This window comes from Paracoccus fistulariae, assembly GCF_028553785.1.
GTDB classification, from domain to species: Bacteria; Pseudomonadota; Alphaproteobacteria; order Rhodobacterales; family Rhodobacteraceae; genus Paracoccus; species Paracoccus fistulariae.
This window is the reverse complement of record NZ_CP067136.1, coordinates 3,420,745-3,440,981: the sequence shown is the minus strand read 5'-3', so window position 1 is coordinate 3,440,981 and position 20,237 is coordinate 3,420,745. Positions and strand designations below refer to the sequence as shown.

The following is a 20,237-nucleotide window of genomic DNA, read 5'->3' as shown; positions in this document are numbered from 1 at the left end:
CCTGCGGCCTTTTTCGTCAGGCGGCCCGCAATCTCAGCCGTGGCAGCGACAGCGCCGCCGACAGCCATGCCAGCAACGCGCAAAGCGCGATTGCAGGCACCATGGTCGCTGCGCTATTGTCCAGAAACGGGCCCGTCACGGCAATCATGACGCCCCCAGTCAACATCTGGATCGTGCCGCCAAGGGATGAGGCCAGACCCGCGATATCGGGATGGGGGTCCAGCGACATGACCATGGCCGTCGGCATGACCAGCCCCAGAAAGGCATTGGCGCAAAACAGCCCCGTCATCACCACCGGCAGCGCGTCAAATCCTGCCAGGACAATGACGGCCAGCAGCGTCGACAGCAGCGCGAACATGGTGATGGCCATGGAAATCACCCGCTCCATCCCGAAGCGCTGCGTCATCCACCCGGCGAATTGCGAGGCGGTGAAAAAGCCTATCGCATTGACCGCGAAGGCCAGCGAGAATTGCTTGGGGCTCATCCCGTACTGGCTGGTATAGACAAAGCTGGCCGAGGACAGGAACACGAAGAAGCTGGCCATCCCAAAGCCGCCGATCATGGTCAGGCCCATGAACCGGCGATCGCCCAGAAGGCGCAGCGCGCCCGACGTCAACGCGCCCAGCCGCACCGGCTGACGGTCCTCGCGCCGCAGCGTTTCGGGCAGCACGAAGACGATCAGCGCCAGGCTGACCAGCGACACCGCCGCCAGCACCCAGAAGATCTCGCGCCAGCTGCCCCATTGCATGATGAAGGCCCCCGACAGCGGCGCCAGCATGGGCGAGACCGCGATCACCATCATGATGGTCGCCATGACCTTTGCCGCTGCCGGGCCTGTCGCCATGTCCCGGATGACGGCGCGCGGCACCACCATCAGCGTGGCGGCACCCAGCCCCTGCATGGCCCGCGCGGCGATCAGCGCGCCCATGGTCGGCGCCACCGCCGACAGCACGGTCGCCACCAGAAAGATCACCACCCCGATCAGCAGCGGCAACTTGCGTCCCACGGCATCCGCCAGCGGGCCGTAGATCATCTGCGCAATGCCGAAGACGATGAAATAAGAGGTCAGCGTCAACGCCGCCGTGGCCTCATCCGTGCCCAGATCGCGGGCGACCTCGGGCAGCGCGGGCAGATACATGTCGATCGCGAAGGGACCGACGGCGGATAAAAGACCCAGCAGCAGGGCCATGCGGAACATCGGGTCACGCATCGGTTCAAACCTGTGATTTGGAAATCATGGACATGGCGCGCAGTCGCCACGGCGAAGGAAAACATGTCCGGTCCGCGACAATTCGCATAAATGGCCGCGACTGACAAGCACCGCGGGGGACCGCGCGTCTTGATCGCGGGAAACCGCGCGGCTATCTGGACGCATGGCCAAGCTGTATTTCCACTATTCCACCATGAATGCCGGCAAAAGCACCTTGCTGTTGCAGGCATCCTACAACTATCGCGAACGCGGCATGGCCACGCTGTTGCTGACGGCGGCGCTGGATGATCGCGCAGGCACGGGCCGGATCGCAAGCCGCATCGGCATCGGCGCGGATGCGCTGACCTTTGACAGCCAGACCGATCTTTTCGCGCTGATCGAAACGCAGGGGCGCGACAGCGCCTGCATCTTTATCGACGAGGCGCAGTTTCTGTCAGCCGATCAGGTCTGGCAACTGGCCCGCGTGGCCGATGATCTGAATATCCCCGTCATGTGCTATGGCCTGCGCGTCGATTTCCGGGGTGAGCTGTTTCCCGGCTCTGCCGCGCTGCTGGCGCTGGCCGATGACATGCGCGAGGTCCGCACCATCTGTTTCTGCGGACGCAAGGCGACCATGGTGATCCGCCGCGACGAACAGGGTCGCGCCATTACCGAAGGCGATCAGATCCAGGTGGGCGGCGACGAAACCTATGTCTCCCTGTGCCGACGCCATTGGCGCGAGGCCACGGGCGCCTGATCCGCCAACTGCCGGATTTTGCATCACCTCTTGCCGAATGTTAGCGCCCCTGCCACTGTAGCAGGCAGGGAGAAGAAAGATGGACGAGGGCAAATCGGAACCCCGGCGCAAACTTGACGCCGCAGAAATGGGCGTGATCGCGCATCTTTACCGAGGCGAGGTCTATCGCTCGACCATCTGGCGCACGCGGCTGGATACGACGACCAACTGGTCCGTCGTCACGCTGGGGGTGGCGCTGTCGATCACCTATTCCTCGCCCCAGGCCTCGCCCCTACCGCTGGTTCTGGTCGGCATCCTGATCATCTTCTTTCTGATGCTGGAGGCGCGACGCTATCGCTATTTCAATGTCTGGCGCGCGCGCTGCCGCTGGCTGGAACTGCATTTCATCGCGCCGATCCTGCAAGAGGGCGACCTGCATCTGGAAGAGCATTGGCAGGACCGTCTGGCCGATGATTACCAGCATCCGCATTATCACGTCAGCATGTGGACCGCGATCGGACGGCGCATCCGGCGGAACTATTTCTGGATCCTGCTGATCCAGTCCGCCGCCTATCTGGGCAAGCTGATCGTGCATCCGACACCGCTGACATCGACGGCGGAATTGCTGCAACGGGCCGCCATCGGCCCGATCCCGGGCTGGCTGGTGCTGACCATCGGCGCGTTTTATTGCATCAGCTGGGGCCTGATCGCGTTTTTCAGCGAACGCGCGGATTCCGCCCGCGCCCGGCTGCGCGTCGATCCCCTGGGAATGGGCTAGGGGCGCACACGCGCCATCGCCGCCCTGTCGTTCAAATCTGTGCATATCGGGGGCAGCCGCGTTGCGGCAGGGACGGGCTTATAGTAACCATCGGCTAACAACAGGCAAAGGATCTCTCATGCGCGCCCTACTGCTGAAGCTTGTCGCCGTTCTTGGCATCACAGCCGGTTCCGCACAGGCATTCGATACCAATGCGACCGCAGCCTGGGTCTATGACGTGAATACCGGCACGGTGCTGCTGGAAAAGAACGCCGAGACGCCCATTCCGCCCGCCTCGATGTCAAAGCTGATGACGCTGAACATGATGTTCGAGGCGCTGGAAAGCGGCCGTTTGCAACTGGATGACACGCTGCCCGTCTCGACCAAGGCGTGGAAAATGGGCGGCTCGAAGATGTTCGTCGAGCCGCGTGACAATCCCACCGTCGAGCAGTTGATCAAGGGGATCATCGTCCTGTCGGGCAACGACGCATGCGTCGTGGTTGCCGAGGGCCTTGGCGGCACCGAAGAGGCCTTTGCCCGCCAGATGACCGAACGCGGGCGGCAGTTGGGGCTGCAACATTCGACCTTCCGCAACTCGACCGGCTGGCCCGCGCCCGACCATCGCATGTCGGCCGAGGATCTGGGCGTTCTGGCCCTGCATCTGATCCAGCAATATCCGCAATATTACCCCTATTTCGCCCTGACAGAGTTCCGGTATATGGACCGCGTGCCCTCGAACCGGTTCAACCGGAACCCGCTTCTGCGCCTTGGCATCGGCGCGGACGGCCTGAAAACCGGCCATACGCAAGAGGCAGGCTACGGTCTTGTCGGCTCGGCCGTGCAGGATGGCCGCCGGGTCATCTTCGTGATCAGCGGCCTGCAAAGCGAAACCGCCCGCGCCGAAGAGGCCGAGCGGATCGTGAACTGGGCCTTCCGCCAGTTCACCATGGAAACGCTGGTGCCCGCCAATGATACCGTGGTCGAGGCGCCCGTCTGGCTGGGCACGCAATCGCGCGTCGGGCTGACCACCAGCGACGGGGTCAATGTGCTGATCCCCGCCGGCGCCCGCGATCAGGTCAAGGTCGAGGCCGTCTATCAATCCCCCATCCCCGCCCCCATCATGAAGGGCGATCAGATCGGCCAACTGGTCGTGACCATGCCCGGAACGCCGCAGGCGGTGACCCCGCTTCTGGCCGCGCAGGACGTCCCCGAGGCGGGTTTCGCCGGTCGCATGAAAGGCGCGGTGATCCGTCTGGGCAACAAGGCCATCGAGGCCACGGGCCTCTGATGTTTCTCAGCTTCGAGGGCATCGACGGCTGCGGCAAGTCCACGCAGGCCCGGCTGCTGGCCGAGGCATTGCGGGCCGAGGGCCGCGATGTCCTGCTGACGCGGGAACCCGGCGGCTCTCCGGGCGCCGAAGAGATCCGTCGGCTGCTGGTCGAAGGCGCGGGGGAACGCTGGTCGGCTGAAACCGAATGCCTGCTGTTCACCGCTGCCCGCCGCGACCATCTGGAGCGCACGATCCGCCCCGCGCTGGCGGCGGGACACATCGTCATCACCGACCGCTTTGCCGATTCCACCCGCGTCTATCAGGGCGCGACACGCGGCGATCTGCGCGGCGTCGTCGATCAGTTGCATGAATTGTCGATCGGGATCGAACCGGACCGGACCTTCGTGATCGATATCGACCCCGCCGTCGGGCTGGCCCGTGGCAAGGCGCGCGGCGGATCAGAGGATCGCTTTGAAAGCCTTGGTCTGGGCTTTCAGGAAACGCTGGCCCACGGTTTTCGCGCGCTGAGCCGCGAATATCCTGACCGGGTGCGCCTGATTGACGGGAATGCCACGCCCGAACAGGTGGCCCAGCGTGTCCGGGCCGCCCTGTGAAAACGGATCCCGCCGACATACCGGAACCAGACCGCGTTCCGGGTGCGCCACATCCGCGCCATACCGCCCGGGTGATCGGGCAGGATCACGCCATCGCTGAATTCACCGATGCCGCGCGCGGCGGACGCTTGCACCACGCCTGGATGCTGACCGGCCCGCGTGGCGTGGGCAAGGCGACGCTGGCCTGGGCGATGGCCCGCTGGATGCTGGCCGACAGTCAAAGCGACGATCTGACCAGCGATCCAGATGCCCCGACCTCTCGCCGTATCGCCGCGCTGTCCGAGCCGCGCCTGCAGCTGATCCGGCGTCCCTGGGACGACAAGGCGGGGCGTCTCAGCGCGCAAATCACCGTCGATGAGATCCGACGCCTGCTGTCCTTCTTTCACATGTCCTCGGCCGAGGGCGGTCGCCGGATCGCGATTATCGACGCGGCCGACGACATGAACACCGCCGCCGCCAATGCCCTGCTGAAAGTGCTGGAAGAGCCGCCAAAGGATGCGCTGATCCTGATCGTGACGCATCAGCCCGCGCGGCTTTTGCCCACTATCCGCTCTCGCTGCCGCAGCCTGCGCCTGTCGCCGCTGAACCCCGATCAGATGGGCCGCGTGCTGTCCGATCTGGGCATCGCGGATGAGGCCGAACCGCTGGCCGCGCTGTCGGACGGCTCCGTGGGCGAGGCGTTGCGGCTGGCCGGTCAGGACGGGCTGGCACGGTTTCAGCAGCTGATCGATCTGTTCGGCACCCTGCCCCGCATGGATCGCATGGCCGCCGCGAAATTCGCGGATGGCGCGGCGGGTCGCGCGGGCGCGGATGGCGATCCCTTCGATCTGACCATCACGCTGCTGGATCGGTTCCTGACACGGGCGGCACGCGCCGGGCTGATGGGCCCGCCGCTGCCGCAGGCCGCGAATGGCGAGGGTGCGTTGCTGGCGCGCCTGTCGCCCGATGACCGCGCCGCGCGGATCTGGGCCGATGCGCAAGCACGGCTGTCGGCGCGGGCGCGGGCGGGGCGGGCGGTCAATCTTGACCCTGCGGCTTTGGTAATGGATATGGTGACGGAACTGGCCCATTTGCCACCCGCCCAATCTGCGCCACCTGCCAAGAGTTGACCCATGACCGAAGCGGCCCTTCCGCCGATTGTCGATAGCCATTGCCATCTGGATTTCCCGGATTTCGACGGCGAACATGACGCCCTGATCGCCCGCGCGCATGAAGCAGGGGTCGGGCGCATGGTCTCGATCTGCACGACGCTGGCACAGGAACCCACTGTCCGCGGACTGGCCGAGGCGCATGACAGCGTTTTCTATGCCTTTGGCCTGCATCCGATGAGCGTCGGGAAAGAGCCCGCCCTGACGCTGGATCAGATCCTGCGGATTGCGCAGCATCCGAAACTGGTCGGCATTGGCGAAACCGGGCTGGATTACCACTATACCGCCGAGACCGCCGCCGCCCAGCAGGACAGCCTGCGCCTGCATATCGAGGCCGCGCGCCAGACCCGTCTGCCCCTGATCATCCATGCCCGCGACGCGGATGAGGATATGGCCCGCATCCTGACCGAGGAACACCGGGCCGGGGCCTATAGCTGCGTCATGCATTGCTTCAGTTCGGGCGCCGGTCTGGCCCGCGCGGCGCTGGATCTGGGCTTCTATCTGTCCATGTCGGGCATCGCGGCCTTCCCGCGTTCGACCGAATTGCGCGAGATTTTCGCCGCCGCACCGGTGGATCGCATCCTGGTGGAAACCGACAGCCCCTATCTGGCGCCCCCGCCCTATCGCGGCAAGCGCAACGAACCGGCCTATGTCGCCAAAACCGCCGCTGTGGGCGCCGATCTGTTCGGCATGGAATATGCCGATTTCGCGCGCCAGACCTCGGCCAATTTCGACCGGCTGTTCTGGAAGGCCGCACAGGGGGACGCCGCGTGATCCGCGCCACGATCCTTGGCTGCGGCTCTTCGGGCGGGGTGCCACGGCTGGGCGGTCGCTGGGGGGCCTGCGATCCGAAGAACCCCAAAAACCGGCGGCGGCGCTGTTCCCTGCTGGTGGAACGGCCCGGCCCCGAGGGCGTGACACAGGTGCTGATCGATACCGGCCCGGATATGGTGCCGCAGCTTCTGGATGCGGATATCGGACAGCTGGACGCGGTGATCTATACCCATCCCCATGCCGATCACACCCATGGCGTCGATGACCTGCGGCAACTGGTCTATAACGCCCGGCGCAAGATGCCGCTTTGGGCCGATGCGCCAACAGCCGCCGCGCTGCAGGACCGCTTTGGCTATATTTTCGAAACGCCCGAGGGCAGCTTCTACCCCCCGATCTGCGACCTGCATCCGATCACCGATGCCTTCACGGTAAAGGGCGCAGGCGGCCCGATCCGCTTCATCCCCTTCCGCGTCCAGCACGGAGAGATCACCGCCCTTGGCTATCGCTTTGGCGGCATGGTCTATCTGCCCGATGTGTCGGCCATCCCCGAGGCCGCATGGCCCGCCATCGAAGGGGCCGAGCTGTTCATCTGCGACGCGCTGCGATACGAGCCGCATCCCAGCCATGCCCATCTGGCGCAGACGCTGGACTGGATGGCGCGGGCAGCCCCGCAGCGGGGTGTGCTGACGAATATGCATATCGATATCGATCATGATGAGGTCGCCTCGCAGACGCCCGACCACATCCAGCCCGCCCATGACGGCATGGTCTTGCAGGCCGGCGACCAGACCCCGGATGTGACCGCCACGCCATGAGCGCGCTGTTCACCATCATCCTTCCGGTCTTTCTGGTGATCGGTTTCGGATATCTGGTGGCATGGCGGGGGCTGTTCAGCCCCTCGGGCGTCGACAGCCTGATGAAATTCGCGCAATCCTTTGCGGTGCCGACGCTGCTGTTCTCATCCATGGCCAAGCTGGATCTGGGCGCGGATTTCCGGCTGAACCTGCTGCTGCCTTTCTATGCCGGGGCCTTTGCCAGCTATCTGATCGGCTGGGCCGGGGCGAAGTTCTGGTTCAGGCGCCCGCCCATGGATTGCGTTGCCATCGGCTTTGTCTGCCTGTTTTCCAACAGCCTTCTGCTGGGCATTCCGATCACCGAACGCGCCTATGGCACCGAGGCGCTGGATGGCAACTGGACCATCATCGCGCTGCATTCGCCGATGCTTTATACCTTTGGCATCACGGTAATGGAATTCACCCGCGCCCGCGGCAGCGGCCTGTCGGTGGGGCGCGTGGCGCTGACCGCGGTGATGGGCGTACTGCGCACGCCGATGGTGATCGGCATTCTGTGCGGTGTGGTGATGAATGTGCTGATGCAGGCCGGGCTGGTCATGCCGGACGGGTTCTGGGGCGCCGTCGACATGATGGCGCGGGCGGCCCTGCCTGCGGCTTTGTTCGGGCTGGGCGGGATTCTGGTCCGCTATCGCCCCGAAGGCGACATGATGGCCATCGCCCTGTGCTGCATCTGTGCGTTGCTGATCCATCCGGCCATCACGCTGAGTCTGGCAACGCTGGGCGGGCTTGATGTGGCGGGCCTCCGCTCGGCCGTGCTGACGGCGGCGATGGCGCCGGGCGTGAATGCCTTTCTGTTTGCCGATCTTTACGGATCGGCGCGGCGGGTGGCGGCATCCAGCGTATTGCTGGCCACCGCCCTGTCGATCCTGACCATCTGGATGTGGCTGGCGATCCTGCCCTGACCGCGCGGCCTAATGCGGGGTGATGCCCCGGATCCGCTCGGACCTGCGACGCAGCAGTTCCACCGTCGCCAGCAGTGCGATGGAAAAGCCCACCAGCAGCGTCGCCACCGCCAGAATGGCCGGGCTGATCTGTTCGCGGATGCCGTTCCACATCTGGCGCGGGATGGTCTGCTGGTCGGGGCCCGCGATGAACAGCACCGCCACGACCTCGTCAAAGCTGGTGACAAAGGCGAACAGCGCGCCCGAGATCACGCCCGGCAGGATCAGCGGCATGGTGATGCGGAAGAAGGTCGTGCGCGGATTGGCCCCAAGCGATGCCGCCGCCCGGTTCAGCGACTGGTCGAACCCAACCAGCGTGGCGGTGACGGTGATGATCACAAAGGGAATGCCCAGCGTCGCATGGGCCAGGATCACCCCCAGATAGGTGCCTGCCAGCCGCCCGCATTCCGTGGGCAGTCCGAACCAGCCCAGCAGCGTGCAGGGGTTCGAATAGAAGAAGAACATACCCGTGGCGGTGATGATCAGCGGCACGATCATGGGTGAAATCAGGATTGCCATGATCGCCCGGCGGAACGGCATTTCCGGCCGCGACAGGCCAAGTGCCGCCAGTGTGCCAAGCGCCGTGGCCAGCAGCGTCGAGAAGAAGCCGATGATGATCGAATTCTTGGCCGCATTCACCCATTTCGCATTGGCCCAGGCATCGGCCCACCAGTTCAGATCACGCGGCGCATCGGGGCGCTGCATGCCGAAGGTCAGCAGGCTGTCATACCAGCGCATGCTGTATCCATCGGGGTCAAAGGACAGCATCTTGTCGGTGAAGGTGAAGTAGGGCTCGGTGTTGAAGGAAAGCGGGATGATCACCACGATCGGGGCGATCAGGAAGAAAAAGATCAGCCCGCAGATCACCAGATAGGCATAGTGCCATGCGCGCTCCAGCGGGGAAGCATATGTCGGAACAGCCATCGGATTACCCCAGCTTCAGATTGTCGATGCCGACCATGCGGTCATAGAGCCAGTACAGGATCAGGACCGAGCCCAGCAGCAGCGCGGCCAGCGCGGCGGCCATGGACCAGTTCAGCGTATCGGTCATATGCAGCGCGATCAGGTTGGAAATCAGCTGACCCGAGGATCCGCCGACCAGCGCGGGCGTGATGTAATAGCCCACCGCCAGGATAAAGACCAACAGCGCCCCTGCCCCCAGACCCGGCAGGGTCTGCGGGAAATAAACCCGGCGAAAGGCGGTCCAGCTGGTCGCGCCCAGACTGCGCGCCGCGCGCACATAGGACGGGTTGATTGTGCGCATCACGGAATAAAGCGGCAGGATCATGAAGGGCAGCAGGATATGCGTCATCGCGATGATCGTGCCCGCCTGGTTATAGATCATCTGCAACCGCTGTTCATTGCCGATCACGCCCAGCCAGACCAGCACGTCATTGATCACCCCCTGTTGCTGCAGCAGCACCATCCAGCTGGTCGTCCGCACCAGAAGCGATGTCCAGAAGGGCAGCAGGACAAGGATCATCAGCAGGTTCGATTTCCGCATCGGCAGCGTCGCCAGCAGATGGGCAATCGGAAAGCCAAGCACAAAGGTCAGCGCGGTGATCAGCAGCGACAGCCAGAAGGTGCGCATGAACAGCATGATATAGACACGCTGGCGTTCCTCGACCTGCACGATCTTGCCGGATTCGTCGCGGGTGCGGTCGGTCGCGGCCAAATAGAAATTCGTGGTGAACGGGGTCGAGGCTTCGCGCATCGCGCTCCACAGACGCGGATCGCCCCATTCATCGTCCAGGTCCAGCAGCGTTTCCCTGTAGGGCGGTTCAAGCCCGCGCTTGGCCTTGCGCCCGGTCGAGGTGAACAGCGACCGCGTGCCCGGAACGTCATAGTTGATGCGGGTGCCGACGATGCCGATGGTGCGGTCCTCGGCGGCGGAGGTCAGATCATCGGCCAGCGCCGCCCAGGCGGCGTCATCGGGCTCGGTCCCGCGCGGATTATCGGCGAACCATTGCGACAGTTCCGGCATATGGGCCGAGAAGCCGTCATTATAGAAGGACCTTTGCAGCATCTGCCCGATCGGCACCACGAAGGTGATCAGGACAAAGGCCAGCAGCGGCAGAACCAGCAGAAACGCCCTGCGCCGGGCCCGGGTCTGCGACCGTGCCAGCGCGCGGGCCAGCGGTTTGCCATCGGCGGTCCGTAGCGTGCCATCGGTCTCACCCGTCGCAACCGTCGCAACGGCGGCATGCGGATCTAATGCGTTCGCCATGATATTCCCGGAATTCGTGCAAACCGCCGCCCCGGCATGGGGCGGCGGCATCGTTCAGATCAGTTGCTGGCCAGCCAGCTGTTGAAACGCTCGGTCAGTTCGGCGTCATGGTCGGCCCAGAATTCCGGGTCATCCATCACGGCGTTCTTCAGGGCGTCTTCGCTGGTGGGCATATGCGGCGCCATTTCCGTCTTGCCGTCCTGATACAGACCGACCAGCTGGGCCGAGGATTTGCGCGCCGGGCCATAGGCGATCCATTTCGCCTGATCGGCCAGACGCTGCGTGTCGGTGGCGAATTTCAGATATTCCATCGCCTCTTCGGGATTGGGCGAATCCTTGGGAATGGCGAACATGTCCATATCCATGTACTGCCCGTCCCAGATGATCTTGAAGGGCTTGCCCTCGGCCACCATCGCGTCGAAGAAACGGCCGTTATAGCCGGTGGCCATCGCCACTTCGCCATCGGCCAGCAATTGCACCGGCTGCGCCCCGGCTTCCCACCAGACGACGCTGTCCTTGATCGTGTCCAGCTTGTCAAAGGCGCGGTTCACACCCTCGTCGCTGCCCAGCAGATCATAGATCTCATCGGCCGAGGCACCATCCGCGATCAGCGCCAGATACAGGGTCCGCTTGGGGTTCTTGGGCAGGCCGCGCTTGCCCGGATAGGTTTCCAGATCAAAGAAATCAGCGGCCGAGCTGGGCGCGGCATCGGCGAATTTCGTCTCATCATAGGCGATGACCGTGCCCCAGAAGATATTGGCCACGGCGCAATCCTGCAGCGCGCCGTCAAGGAAGTCATCGGCAGCCGGGGTGCCATCGGGGGATGCGGGCAGATCGTCGGGATTGATCTCGACCAGCGCGCCTTCGTCGCACAGGCGGATCGCGTCGCTGACCTCGATATCAAAGACATCGGCGGTGATGTTTTTCGCCTCGACCTGCGCTTTCAGCGGCGTGGCCGGGTTGTCGGCGGCGATCATGTTCACGGTGATGCCCGTCGCTTCGGTGAAGGGCTTGTTATAGGCTTCGACCTGCGATTTCTCGTAGGCGCCACCCCAGGACACCACGTTCACCTCTTTGGCAGAGGCGGTCATGGCGATACCTGCAAGTGCGGTCGAAAGGACCAGAAGGCGTTTCATTCAATCTTCTCCCTGTGGTTATCGGGTATTTGCGAACCCAATCTTGATGGCCCCGTGGGGCGGTCTGCGGGCGAGAACGCCGCCCGCAGATTTCCTTGTCAGCTTGCCAGCCAGGCGGCGAAGCGCTCGTTCAGCTGGGACAGGTGATCGACCCAGAAATCATTGTCGAAACCCAGCGCATTGCCCATGTTTTCGGGCGAGGTCGGCAGGTTCGGCGGCATCGGGATATCGGTGTCCTTGTAATTGCCGACCAGCGGCGCCGAGCTTTGGCGCGGCGGGCCATAGCTGATCTGCATCGAGGCGCGGGCCAGCGATTCCGCGCTGGTCGAGAATTTCAGATAGTCCATGGCCTGATCCAGATTGGGCGCGCCCACCGGGATCACCCAGCCTTCGACCTCGAAAATCTGGCCGTCCCAGATGATCTTGAAGGGCTTGCCCTCATCCACGGTCGCATTGAAGATCCGCCCGTTATAGGCCTGCGACATCACCACTTCGCCATCGGCCAGCAATTGCGGCGGCTGCGCCCCGGCCTCCCAGAAGATCGCGTGATCCTTGATCGTGTCCAGCTTGGCAAAGGCACGGTCCAGACCTTCGGGCGTTGACAGCAGGTCGTAAACCTCGGCCGCGGGCACGCCATCGGCCATCAGCGCCATTTCCAGATTGAAGCGCGGTTCCTTCAGCAGGCCGCGCTTGCCCGGAAAGGCCTCGACATCAAAGAAATCTGCCAGCGTCCTGGGCGGGTTGTCGGGGAAGCGGCTTTCGTCATAGGCGACGATGGTGGAATAGACATCGGTGGCGACGAAACAATCCGACAGCGCACCTTCCAGAAAATCATCGGCGGCAGGCGTGCCGTCGGGGGCGGGCAGCAGATCGGCGGGGTCGATCTCGATCAGCGCGCCTTCGTCACAAAGCCGCGTCGCATCGGAAAAGCCGACGCTGGCCAGATCACTGGTGACGTTATTCGCCTTGACCTGCGCCATCAGCGGCGTGGCCGGGTTGTCCACATCGACCATGTTCACCTTGATGCCGGTCTCTGCCTCGAAGGGAATATTGAAGGCATCCACCTGCGATTGGGTATAGGCGCCGCCCCAGGACAGAACCTCGATCTGACCCTCGGCCAATGCCAGCGATGGCGCGGCGCAGGTGGTGCAGATCAGCAAGAGCTTTTTCATGGGAATATCCTTTCTAGGCCGGGTCCAGCGCGCGGGCGTCGGCAGGGTGCCAGCCGACCTTGATCTGCTGTCCCGGCTCCAATTTCGTCTGGCCAAGGGTGTTGCGGATCTTCATCACGAAATCCTCGGATCCCGCCACATTCAGCCGCACCCGAAGGATGTCGCCCATATAGATCACGTCGCGCACCGTGGCGCCAATCATATGCGCGCCCGGCGGCATCAGTTCGGGCTTGAATTCGACGCGCTCTGGCCGGATCGAGACAAGAGTCGGCTGCCCGACCTTGGTCACATTGACCGGCGTTGCGTCGATCACCTCGCCCGTGGACAGCCTGACCAAAGCCCGGTCGCCCTCCATTTCCTCGATCGTGCCCGGCAGCTTGTTATTCTCGCCGATGAATTGGGCGACGAAGCTGTTTTCGGGCCGTTCATACAGTTCCGATGGCGGGGCAAGCTGCTGGATGCGGCCATCGTTGAACACGGCGACCCGGTCGGACATGGTCAGCGCCTCGCCCTGATCATGGGTCACATAGACGACCGTGATGCCAAGTTCTTCGTGCAACTGCTTGATTTCGAACTGCATATGTTCGCGCAGCTGCTTGTCCAGCGCACCCAGGGGTTCGTCCATCAGCACCAGCTTGGGATCAAAGACCAGCGCACGGGCCAGCGCGATCCGCTGCTGCTGCCCGCCCGAAAGCTGCGCCGGGCGGCGATTGGCGAATTGTCCCATCTGCACCATGTCCAGCGCGTTCTGGATCCGCTCGGTCCGTTCCGCCTTGGACATGCCGCGCACTTCCAGCGGGAAGGACAGGTTTTCGCCCACCGTCATATGGGGAAACAGCGCATAGTTCTGAAACACCATACCGATGCCGCGCTTATGCGGCGGCACCTGATTGATCGGCCTGCCGTCAAGGCGGATATCGCCGTGGGTGGCCGTCTCGAACCCCGCCAACATCATCAGGCAGGTCGTCTTGCCCGAGCCTGACGGCCCCAGCATGGTCAGAAACTCACCCTTGCCGATGTCGAGATTCAGATCTTTGACGACCAGCGTCTTGCCATCGTAGCTTTTTTGCACATGCTCGAAGACGACGAAAGCATCGCCATGTCCTTGGTCCAGCAATGAGCGCTCTCCCTGTTGTCGATTGGTTATTCAGCGCAGGGTTCAGGTTAAGCAGCGGCCCGACAGGCTGGCAACACCATTTGCGACATTTCACAGGGCCTTTCAGTTAAATGCCCGGAAATTTGGCGGCGCCAGTGGGTAAACCGGACCGCATCAACGTAATTAATCTTTTATATATCAGTATCTTGCCAGATAATTCTCAAAGCCTGAATTTGATCCCGGCTGGCTGAAAGATTGCCTGTTTTGTCTGCAAAACCGGTATCAAATGCCGGAAAAATAGCATGTTTTGTGTGATCGTTAACGCAAAATTCCCGAAAAGCGCGATGCCTGAAAACGACATTTTGCGACATCGGTTTCTGCCGAAATCGCGCCCGGCCCGCGTCAGATTCTGTCCTTACAGCAGCCGGATCGAGCGGATCGCCTCGGCCACCACCGGGGCGATGCGGCGGCGGAAGTCCTCGGGCTGCCATTCCGACAGCGATCCGGCCACGTGGATTGCCGCGACTGGCCGCCCATCCGATCCCGGAATCGCACCGGCAAGGGCGACCTCGCCCATCAGGATCTGCTCGACCGCCAGCGCGTGACCGTTTTCGCGGGCCAACGCGATCTGGTCGCGGATGGCGGCAGGATCGGTCAGCGTGCGCGGCGTCAGCGGCGTCATGTCGGCATCGCGCAGCAGGGCGTCGACCTCATCATCGGGCAAATGCGCCATCACCGCCCAGCCGCCCGAGGTGCAGAAGGTGGGCACCGTATTCCCGACCAGCGTGGCAAAGAACATCTCGCGCTTGCTTTGCATCCGGGCGGCATAGACCATGCGCTGGCCGTCGAAGATGGACAGGTCCACCCGCTCTCGCACATTGCGGCGCAGTTCCAGCAGGGCCGGGCTGGCGCGGCGCAGCAACGGGTTCAGACGCAGATAGTCATAGGTCAGATCCAGCACGGCAAGATCAGGAAGAAAGCCGCGCCCATCCTCGGTCAGGCGCAGATAGCCCATCTTGCGCAAGGTATGGACGATTCGCTGCGCCGCGCTGCGCGTGATCGAGGTCCGCGCCGCGATATCCGACAGGGACAGCGGCCGCTCGACCCCCTGAAACGCGGACATGACCTGCATGCCCCGCGCCAGAGATTGCACAAATAACGGGTCATCTGCCCTCTCGGCTGCAAAATCGGAACCGGACGATGTCATGCTGCCTCCACTATTGACAGATCAAAATTCCGCTACGTAAACTCATGATGCAATGCAACTGTATCGGATTGCAATACACTATGGAATCACCCAGTGCCGCTGTCGACAGCCGGACCAGATCGCCCCGCGTTGCGGTGGCGGGCTTTGTTCATGAAAGCAATTCCTTTGCGCCCAGCCCCGCGGATCTGCGGTCGTTCCAGCAGGGTGGCGGCTATCTTCCACTGAGCCGCGGGGATCAGATCCTGCGCCGTGCGGTGGATGTGAACCTGCCCATCGCCGGGGCGCTGGACTTTGCCAAGGCTGCGAAGTGGCAGGTCGTGCCGATCCTGTGGGCCGGTGCCGTGCCCTCGGCCCCGGTGACGGCGGCCTGCTATCAGGCCATCACCGAAGAAATCCTGCAGGGCATTCGCGAGGCCGGTCCGCTGGACGGCGTGTTCCTGGACCTGCATGGCGCCATGGTGGCCGAGGGCGCGCCGGATGGCGAAGGCCAGTTGCTGTCGCGCGTCCGCGACGTGATCGGCCCCGATGTGCCGCTGGTCGCGGCGCTTGACCTGCACGGAAACATCACCCGGCTGATGGTGGACAGCGCCGACTGTCTGGTCGGCTTTCGCACCTATCCCCATGTCGATATGGCCGAGACAGGGCATCGCGCGGCGGTTCAGCTGGACCGGCTGCTGGCGGGCATTCCGAATGAAAAATCGTTCCGCCAGCTGGATTTCCTGATCCCGATCGCCTGGCAATCGACCCTGGCAGAGCCGGGCGGGCGCCTGTACCGCATGGCCGCCGAGGATGTGCCGGGCGTTTATACATCCTCGCTGTTCATGGGCTTTCCGGCGGCGGATTTTGCCGATTGCGGCCCTTCGGTCCTGGCCTATGCCCAGACGCGCCAGCAGGCAGAGGCCTGCACCGACCGCATCGCGCAGGCCGTCATTGATGCCGAGGCCGAATTTGCCGGGATCTCTTACGATCCCGATGCGGGCGTCGCGCATGCGATCAGGCTGGCGGCGGATGCCAGCCGCCCGATCCTGATTGCCGATACGCAGGACAATCCCGGCGCGGGCGGAAACTCCGACACGATGGGGATTCTGCGGGCGCTGGTTGCGGCCGATGCGCAGCGCGCGGCCATCGGGCTGATCACCGACCCGCAAGCCGCAAGCGCCGCGCACCAGGCAGGCACGGGCAGCGAGATCGAGATCGCGCTTGGCGGGCGTTCGGGGATTGCGGGCGACGCGCCCTTCCGGGCACGCTTTACCGTCGAGGCCCTGTCGGACGGGGCCTGTCACGCCACCGGCGGCTATTACGGCGGCGCCCATCTGGATCTTGGCCCCTCGGCCTGCCTGCGCATCGGCGGCGTGCGTGTCGTCGTCACCTCGGAAAAGGCCCAGATGGCAGATCGCGAGATGTTCCGCTTTCTGGGCATCCAGCCCGAAGAGGAAGATATCGTCGTGGTCAAAAGCTCGGTCCATTTCCGGGCGGATTTCAACGATATCGCAGAGACGATCCTGACCGTGACCGCGCCCGGACCCATGCCGCTTAGCCCTGCGGCCCTGCCCTGGCGACATCTTCGCCCCGGAATCCGCCTGGAACCCGGCGGAGCGCCATTCACCCCATCGGCGAAAGGCTGACACCCAAGATCCGCCACGCCCTTCCCGACCAACCAGAGAGGAAATCATGTTTCAACGATTGACCGCGACCCTGCTGGCCTCGACCATGCTTGCGGGTGCAGCCTGGGCCGAAACCACCGTGACGGCCGTGATGCATTCGGGCCTGCGCGTGCTGGACCCGGTGATCACCACGGCACATATCACCCGCAACCATGCCTATATGATCTATGACGTGCTGATCGCGCAGGATTCCGAATTCCAGCCGCAGCCGCAGATGGCGGACTGGACGATTTCGGACGATCAGAAGGTCTATACCTTCACCCTGCGCGACGGGTTGAAATTCCATGACGGGGCGCCGGTGACGGCAGCCGATGCCGTCGCCTCGCTGAAACGCTGGGCGCAGAAGGATGCGGGCGGGCAGGTCGTGATGGACCGCACCGAAAGCCTGGAGGCGACCGACGACAAGACGATCACCTGGACGCTGAAAGAGCCATTCGTGCCGATGCTGGATGTCCTGTCCAAGCAATCGGCCCTGCCCCCCTTCATCATGCCCGCGCGCGTGGCCGAAACGCCGGCGGATGAGCCGATCACCGATTACACCGGCTCTGGCCCCTTCATCTTCGAGACGGATGAATTCCAGCCGGGCGTCAGCGTCACCTATTCCAAGAACGCCGATTACGTCCCGCGTGACGAGCCCGCCGACTGGATGGCGGGCGGCAAGGTGGTGAATGTCGATACCGTCAAATGGGTGAACATGCCCGATATCCAGACCGCCGTGAACGCGCTGTCGGGCGGAGAGATCGACTATATCGAACAGATGCAGGTCGATCTGGTGCCCCTGCTGGAGGGCGATCCGAATGTCGTGGTCGAGGTGCGAGAGCCGACCGGCATGATGACCATGGCGCGGATGAACTTCCTTCACCCTCCCTTCGACAATGAAAAGGTCCGTCAGGCCGCCCTGCGCGCGATTTCGCAGGAAACCGTGCTGGCGGCGATGATCGGCAACCCGGAATATTACCAGATCTGCGGCGCCCTGCTGGGCTGCGGCACGCCGCTGGGCAGCGAAACCGGCACCGAGAGCCTGACACAGGGCGCGGATATGGAAGCGGCCAAGGCGATGCTGGCGGACTCGGGTTATGACGGCACGCCGGTCGTGCTGATGGCGCCGACCGATCTGGTGGCGCTGGCGACGCAGCCTGTGGTCGTGTCGCAGATGCTGCGCAATATAGGCTTCAACGTCGATATGCAGCCGATGGACTGGCAAACGCTGGTCACCCGCCGCGCGGGTCAGGCAGCGCCTGCCGATGGCGGCTGGAACATGTTCATCACCAACTGGATGGTGCCCGAGATTTCGAATCCGATCTCGAACCCGATGCTGAACGGGCGCGGCAATGACGCCTGGTTTGGCTGGCCCAGCGATGAACGGGTCGAGCAGTTGAAAGAGGATTACATCGCCGCCCCCGATCTGGAAGGTCAAAAGGCCGCGGCCGAGGAAATCCAGAGCCACTCGATCGAAACCGTGCTTGAGGTGCCCTTGGGCCAGTACACCCTGCCGCAGGCGCGGCGGGCCAATGTGACGGATATGATCCCGTCGCCCGTGCCGGTCTTCTGGAACCTCAAGAAGGGCGAGTGACCGAACTTGCGGGACGGCAGGACGCGCCGCCCCGCACCTGACCGATCGAGGATTTTTCGATGCTTGGATATGTCCTGCGCCGCATTCTGGCCGTGATACCCGTCATGCTGCTGGTGGCCGTCTTCGTCTTCCTGCTGCTGCGCCTGACGCCGGGCGACCCGGCGGCGATCATCGCGGGCGACATGGCCACCCCCGCCCAGCTAGAGCGCATCCGCGAGGCGATGGGCCTGAACCAGCCGCTGCATGTGCAGTTCATCACCTGGGTCGGGCAGCTGCTGCAGGGCGATCTGGGCACCTCGCTGATCTCGAAAACCTCGGTATCGGGAATGATCGCGGACCGGATGGAGCCGACGCTGTCCATTGCGCTGCTGACCATCATCATGTCGGTGATGCTGGCCGTGCCGATGGGGGTGATCGCCGCATGGAAACATCGCAGCGCGGCGGATTACGCGGTGATGACATTCTCTGTCCTGGGCTTTTCGGTGCCGGTCTTTGTCATCGGCTATATCTTCATTCTGATCTTTTCACTGAAGCTGGGCTGGTTCCCGGTGCAGGGCTATACGCCGATCTCGGAAGGGTTCCTTGCCTTCCTGCACAACGCCTTCCTGCCCGCGCTGACCCTGACCACGATCTATGTCGCGCTGATCGCGCGCATGACCCGCGCCAATATGCTGGAGGTACTGGGCGAGGATTACATCCGCACCGCCCGCGCCAAGGGCGCGCCGGAACGGATCGTGCTGTTCCGCCATGCGCTGAAAAACGCGGCCGTGCCGATCCTGACCGTCATCGGCACCGGCTTCGCCCTGCTGATCGGCGGCGTCGTGGTGACCGAAACCGTGTTCAACATCCCGGGCATTGGCCGCCTGACCGTCGATGCCATCCTGGCGCGGGACTATCCGGTCATTCAGGCCATGATCCTGCTGACCAGTTTCCTTTACGTGCTGGTCAACCTGCTGATCGACCTCAGCTATTCGCTCTTTGACCCAAGGATCCGCTACTGATGGCACAGACACCTCCTCCTGCCTCGGCCATGCAGCCGGTTCTGCGGATGATCCGCATGCCCAATGCCGGGATCGCCCCGCGCATCGCCGCCTTCGTGCTGGCGGTCATCGTCATCGTCACGCTGCTGGCGCCCTGGATCGCGCCGCATGATCCGCTGGTCATGGACCCGCTGGTGCGCCTGAAAGGCCCGATCGAGGGGCACCCGCTTGGCACCGACAATTTCGGGCGCGATATCCTGTCGCGCGTGCTGATCGGCGGGCGGCTGTCGCTGATGATCGGCATTGCCACGGCGGTCGTCTCGGTCCTTGTGGGGCTGGTGATCGGCATGGTCGCAGGCTTTTTCCGCACCGCCGATGCGATCATCATGCGGATGATGGATGCGCTGATGGCCATCCCCTCGATCCTGCTGGCGATTGCGCTGGTGGCGCTGAACGGCCCCTCGGTCGGGTCGGTCATCGCGGCCATCACCATCCCCGAAATCCCGCGCGTGGTGCGTCTGGTCCGCTCCGTCGTGCTGACCGCGCGCGAGGAACCCTATGTCGAGGCGGCCATCGCCCTTGGCTCTTCCATGCCGAAAATCCTGATCCAGCATCTGGTGCCGAACACGCTGGCGCCGCTGATCGTTCAGGGCACCTATATCCTGGCATCCGCCATCCTGACCGAGGCGATCCTGTCCTTTCTGGGCGCGGGCGTCAGCACCGAAACCCCGACATGGGGCAATATCATGGCAGAGGGACGCCTGTTCTTTCGCATCAAGCCCGAGCTGATCCTGTATCCCGGCCTGATGCTGTCGCTGTGTATCCTGTCCATCAACCTGCTGGGCGATGCCGCACGCGACATGCTGGATCCACGGCTGAAGAAACGGGCGGGGTAAGCC

General features: G+C 63.6%; 19 protein-coding genes. 12 read left to right on the top strand and 7 right to left on the bottom strand.

Annotation, left to right across the window (positions count from 1 at the left end; all coding sequences use genetic code 11):
• Nucleotides 1-16 precede the first annotated feature (16 nt).
• A complete protein-coding gene (locus JHX87_RS16960; protein ID WP_271883611.1) occupies nucleotides 17-1,210 on the bottom strand; it encodes a multidrug effflux MFS transporter in 1,194 nt (397 codons plus the stop codon).
• A gap of 163 nt (nucleotides 1,211-1,373) precedes the next feature.
• Between JHX87_RS16960 and JHX87_RS16955 the strand changes: the two genes are divergently transcribed.
• The 8 genes from JHX87_RS16955 to JHX87_RS16920 all read left to right on the top strand — a co-directional run bounded on the left by JHX87_RS16955 (nucleotide 1,374) and on the right by JHX87_RS16920 (nucleotide 8,244).
• On the top strand, nucleotides 1,374-1,946 hold the full coding sequence (locus tag JHX87_RS16955; protein WP_271883612.1) for a thymidine kinase: 573 nt from the start codon (nucleotides 1,374-1,376) through the stop codon (nucleotides 1,944-1,946).
• Between the two features lie 79 nt (nucleotides 1,947-2,025).
• Complete coding sequence (locus tag JHX87_RS16950; RefSeq protein WP_271883613.1) at nucleotides 2,026-2,703, top strand: DUF2270 domain-containing protein; 678 nt, start codon at nucleotides 2,026-2,028, stop codon at nucleotides 2,701-2,703.
• Nucleotides 2,704-2,821: 118 nt separating this feature from the next.
• Nucleotides 2,822-3,970, top strand: coding sequence for a D-alanyl-D-alanine carboxypeptidase family protein (locus JHX87_RS16945; RefSeq protein ID WP_271883614.1), 1,149 nt, complete (start codon nucleotides 2,822-2,824; stop codon nucleotides 3,968-3,970).
• Entirely contained in the window at nucleotides 3,970-4,566 is a 597-nt protein-coding gene (tmk, locus tag JHX87_RS16940; protein WP_271883615.1) for a dTMP kinase, read from the top strand. The genes JHX87_RS16945 and tmk overlap by 1 nt, the downstream gene beginning before the upstream one ends.
• Nucleotides 4,563-5,675, top strand: a complete 1,113-nt coding sequence (locus JHX87_RS16935) for a DNA polymerase III subunit delta' (RefSeq protein ID WP_271883616.1) — start codon at nucleotides 4,563-4,565, stop codon at nucleotides 5,673-5,675. Before tmk ends, JHX87_RS16935 begins: the two co-directional genes overlap by 4 nt.
• 3 nt (nucleotides 5,676-5,678) lie before the next feature.
• Complete coding sequence (locus JHX87_RS16930; RefSeq protein ID WP_271883617.1) at nucleotides 5,679-6,488, top strand: TatD family hydrolase; 810 nt, start codon at nucleotides 5,679-5,681, stop codon at nucleotides 6,486-6,488.
• On the top strand, nucleotides 6,485-7,303 hold the full coding sequence (locus JHX87_RS16925; RefSeq protein WP_271883618.1) for an MBL fold metallo-hydrolase: 819 nt from the start codon (nucleotides 6,485-6,487) through the stop codon (nucleotides 7,301-7,303). Before JHX87_RS16930 ends, JHX87_RS16925 begins: the two co-directional genes overlap by 4 nt.
• Nucleotides 7,300-8,244, top strand: coding sequence for an AEC family transporter (locus JHX87_RS16920; RefSeq protein WP_271883619.1), 945 nt, complete (start codon nucleotides 7,300-7,302; stop codon nucleotides 8,242-8,244). The genes JHX87_RS16925 and JHX87_RS16920 overlap by 4 nt, the downstream gene beginning before the upstream one ends.
• 9 nt (nucleotides 8,245-8,253) lie before the next feature.
• Here JHX87_RS16920 and JHX87_RS16915 read toward each other — a convergent pair whose 3' ends face one another.
• The 6 genes from JHX87_RS16915 to JHX87_RS16890 form a co-directional block, all read right to left on the bottom strand.
• Nucleotides 8,254-9,207, bottom strand: a complete 954-nt coding sequence (locus JHX87_RS16915; RefSeq protein ID WP_271883620.1) for an ABC transporter permease — start codon at nucleotides 9,205-9,207, stop codon at nucleotides 8,254-8,256.
• 4 nt (nucleotides 9,208-9,211) lie between these two features.
• Complete coding sequence (locus JHX87_RS16910) at nucleotides 9,212-10,510, bottom strand: ABC transporter permease (RefSeq protein WP_271883621.1); 1,299 nt, start codon at nucleotides 10,508-10,510, stop codon at nucleotides 9,212-9,214.
• 59 nt (nucleotides 10,511-10,569) lie between these two features.
• On the bottom strand, nucleotides 10,570-11,646 hold the full coding sequence (locus JHX87_RS16905; protein WP_271883622.1) for an ABC transporter substrate-binding protein: 1,077 nt from the start codon (nucleotides 11,644-11,646) through the stop codon (nucleotides 10,570-10,572).
• A 98-nt stretch (nucleotides 11,647-11,744) separates the two neighbouring features.
• The gene (locus JHX87_RS16900; protein WP_271883623.1) at nucleotides 11,745-12,818 is read right to left on the bottom strand and encodes an ABC transporter substrate-binding protein; all 1,074 of its coding nucleotides are present in this window, start codon (nucleotides 12,816-12,818) and stop codon (nucleotides 11,745-11,747) included.
• Between the two features lie 13 nt (nucleotides 12,819-12,831).
• Nucleotides 12,832-13,935: an ABC transporter ATP-binding protein gene (locus JHX87_RS16895; protein WP_271883624.1), complete on the bottom strand. Its 1,104-nt coding sequence runs from the start codon at nucleotides 13,933-13,935 to the stop codon at nucleotides 12,832-12,834.
• Nucleotides 13,936-14,329: 394 nt separating this feature from the next.
• Nucleotides 14,330-15,046 carry an IclR family transcriptional regulator gene (locus JHX87_RS16890; RefSeq protein ID WP_272833742.1) on the bottom strand — a complete coding sequence of 239 codons (717 nt, stop codon included), beginning with the start codon at nucleotides 15,044-15,046 and terminating at the stop codon, nucleotides 14,330-14,332.
• Between the two features lie 155 nt (nucleotides 15,047-15,201).
• On the opposite strand from JHX87_RS16890, the gene JHX87_RS16885 reads away from it, so the two are divergent.
• From JHX87_RS16885 to JHX87_RS16870, 4 genes are read left to right on the top strand one after another with little or no spacing between them, the layout of a single operon-like run.
• Nucleotides 15,202-16,746 (top strand): M81 family metallopeptidase, encoded by a 1,545-nt coding sequence (locus JHX87_RS16885; protein WP_271883626.1) that lies wholly within the window; start codon nucleotides 15,202-15,204, stop codon nucleotides 16,744-16,746.
• Between the two features lie 46 nt (nucleotides 16,747-16,792).
• Nucleotides 16,793-18,358, top strand: coding sequence for an ABC transporter substrate-binding protein (locus JHX87_RS16880; protein WP_271883627.1), 1,566 nt, complete (start codon nucleotides 16,793-16,795; stop codon nucleotides 18,356-18,358).
• A gap of 59 nt (nucleotides 18,359-18,417) precedes the next feature.
• On the top strand, nucleotides 18,418-19,359 hold the full coding sequence (locus JHX87_RS16875; protein ID WP_271883628.1) for an ABC transporter permease: 942 nt from the start codon (nucleotides 18,418-18,420) through the stop codon (nucleotides 19,357-19,359).
• A complete protein-coding gene (locus JHX87_RS16870) occupies nucleotides 19,359-20,234 on the top strand; it encodes an ABC transporter permease (RefSeq protein WP_271883629.1) in 876 nt (291 codons plus the stop codon). Before JHX87_RS16875 ends, JHX87_RS16870 begins: the two co-directional genes overlap by 1 nt.
• The last annotated feature ends 3 nt before the right edge of the window (nucleotides 20,235-20,237 follow it).

Bases quoted from the DNA above. Each gene is read 5' to 3' on its own strand.
- JHX87_RS16960 (WP_271883611.1), bottom strand. From the start codon at position 1,210: ATGCGTGACCCGATGTTCCGCATGGCCCTGCTGCTGGGTCTTTTATCC.
- JHX87_RS16955 (WP_271883612.1), top strand. From the start codon at position 1,374: ATGGCCAAGCTGTATTTCCACTATTCCACCATGAATGCCGGCAAAAGC.
- JHX87_RS16950 (WP_271883613.1), top strand. From the start codon at position 2,026: ATGGACGAGGGCAAATCGGAACCCCGGCGCAAACTTGACGCCGCAGAA.
- JHX87_RS16945 (WP_271883614.1), top strand. From the start codon at position 2,822: ATGCGCGCCCTACTGCTGAAGCTTGTCGCCGTTCTTGGCATCACAGCC.
- tmk (WP_271883615.1), top strand. From the start codon at position 3,970: ATGTTTCTCAGCTTCGAGGGCATCGACGGCTGCGGCAAGTCCACGCAG.
- JHX87_RS16930 (WP_271883617.1), top strand. From the start codon at position 5,679: ATGACCGAAGCGGCCCTTCCGCCGATTGTCGATAGCCATTGCCATCTG.
- JHX87_RS16920 (WP_271883619.1), top strand. From the start codon at position 7,300: ATGAGCGCGCTGTTCACCATCATCCTTCCGGTCTTTCTGGTGATCGGT.
- JHX87_RS16915 (WP_271883620.1), bottom strand. From the start codon at position 9,207: ATGGCTGTTCCGACATATGCTTCCCCGCTGGAGCGCGCATGGCACTAT.
- JHX87_RS16910 (WP_271883621.1), bottom strand. From the start codon at position 10,510: ATGGCGAACGCATTAGATCCGCATGCCGCCGTTGCGACGGTTGCGACG.
- JHX87_RS16905 (WP_271883622.1), bottom strand. From the start codon at position 11,646: ATGAAACGCCTTCTGGTCCTTTCGACCGCACTTGCAGGTATCGCCATG.
- JHX87_RS16900 (WP_271883623.1), bottom strand. From the start codon at position 12,818: ATGAAAAAGCTCTTGCTGATCTGCACCACCTGCGCCGCGCCATCGCTG.
- JHX87_RS16890 (WP_272833742.1), bottom strand. From the start codon at position 15,046: ATGCAGGTCATGTCCGCGTTTCAGGGGGTCGAGCGGCCGCTGTCCCTG.
- JHX87_RS16885 (WP_271883626.1), top strand. From the start codon at position 15,202: ATGGAATCACCCAGTGCCGCTGTCGACAGCCGGACCAGATCGCCCCGC.
- JHX87_RS16880 (WP_271883627.1), top strand. From the start codon at position 16,793: ATGTTTCAACGATTGACCGCGACCCTGCTGGCCTCGACCATGCTTGCG.
- JHX87_RS16875 (WP_271883628.1), top strand. From the start codon at position 18,418: ATGCTTGGATATGTCCTGCGCCGCATTCTGGCCGTGATACCCGTCATG.
- JHX87_RS16870 (WP_271883629.1), top strand. From the start codon at position 19,359: ATGGCACAGACACCTCCTCCTGCCTCGGCCATGCAGCCGGTTCTGCGG.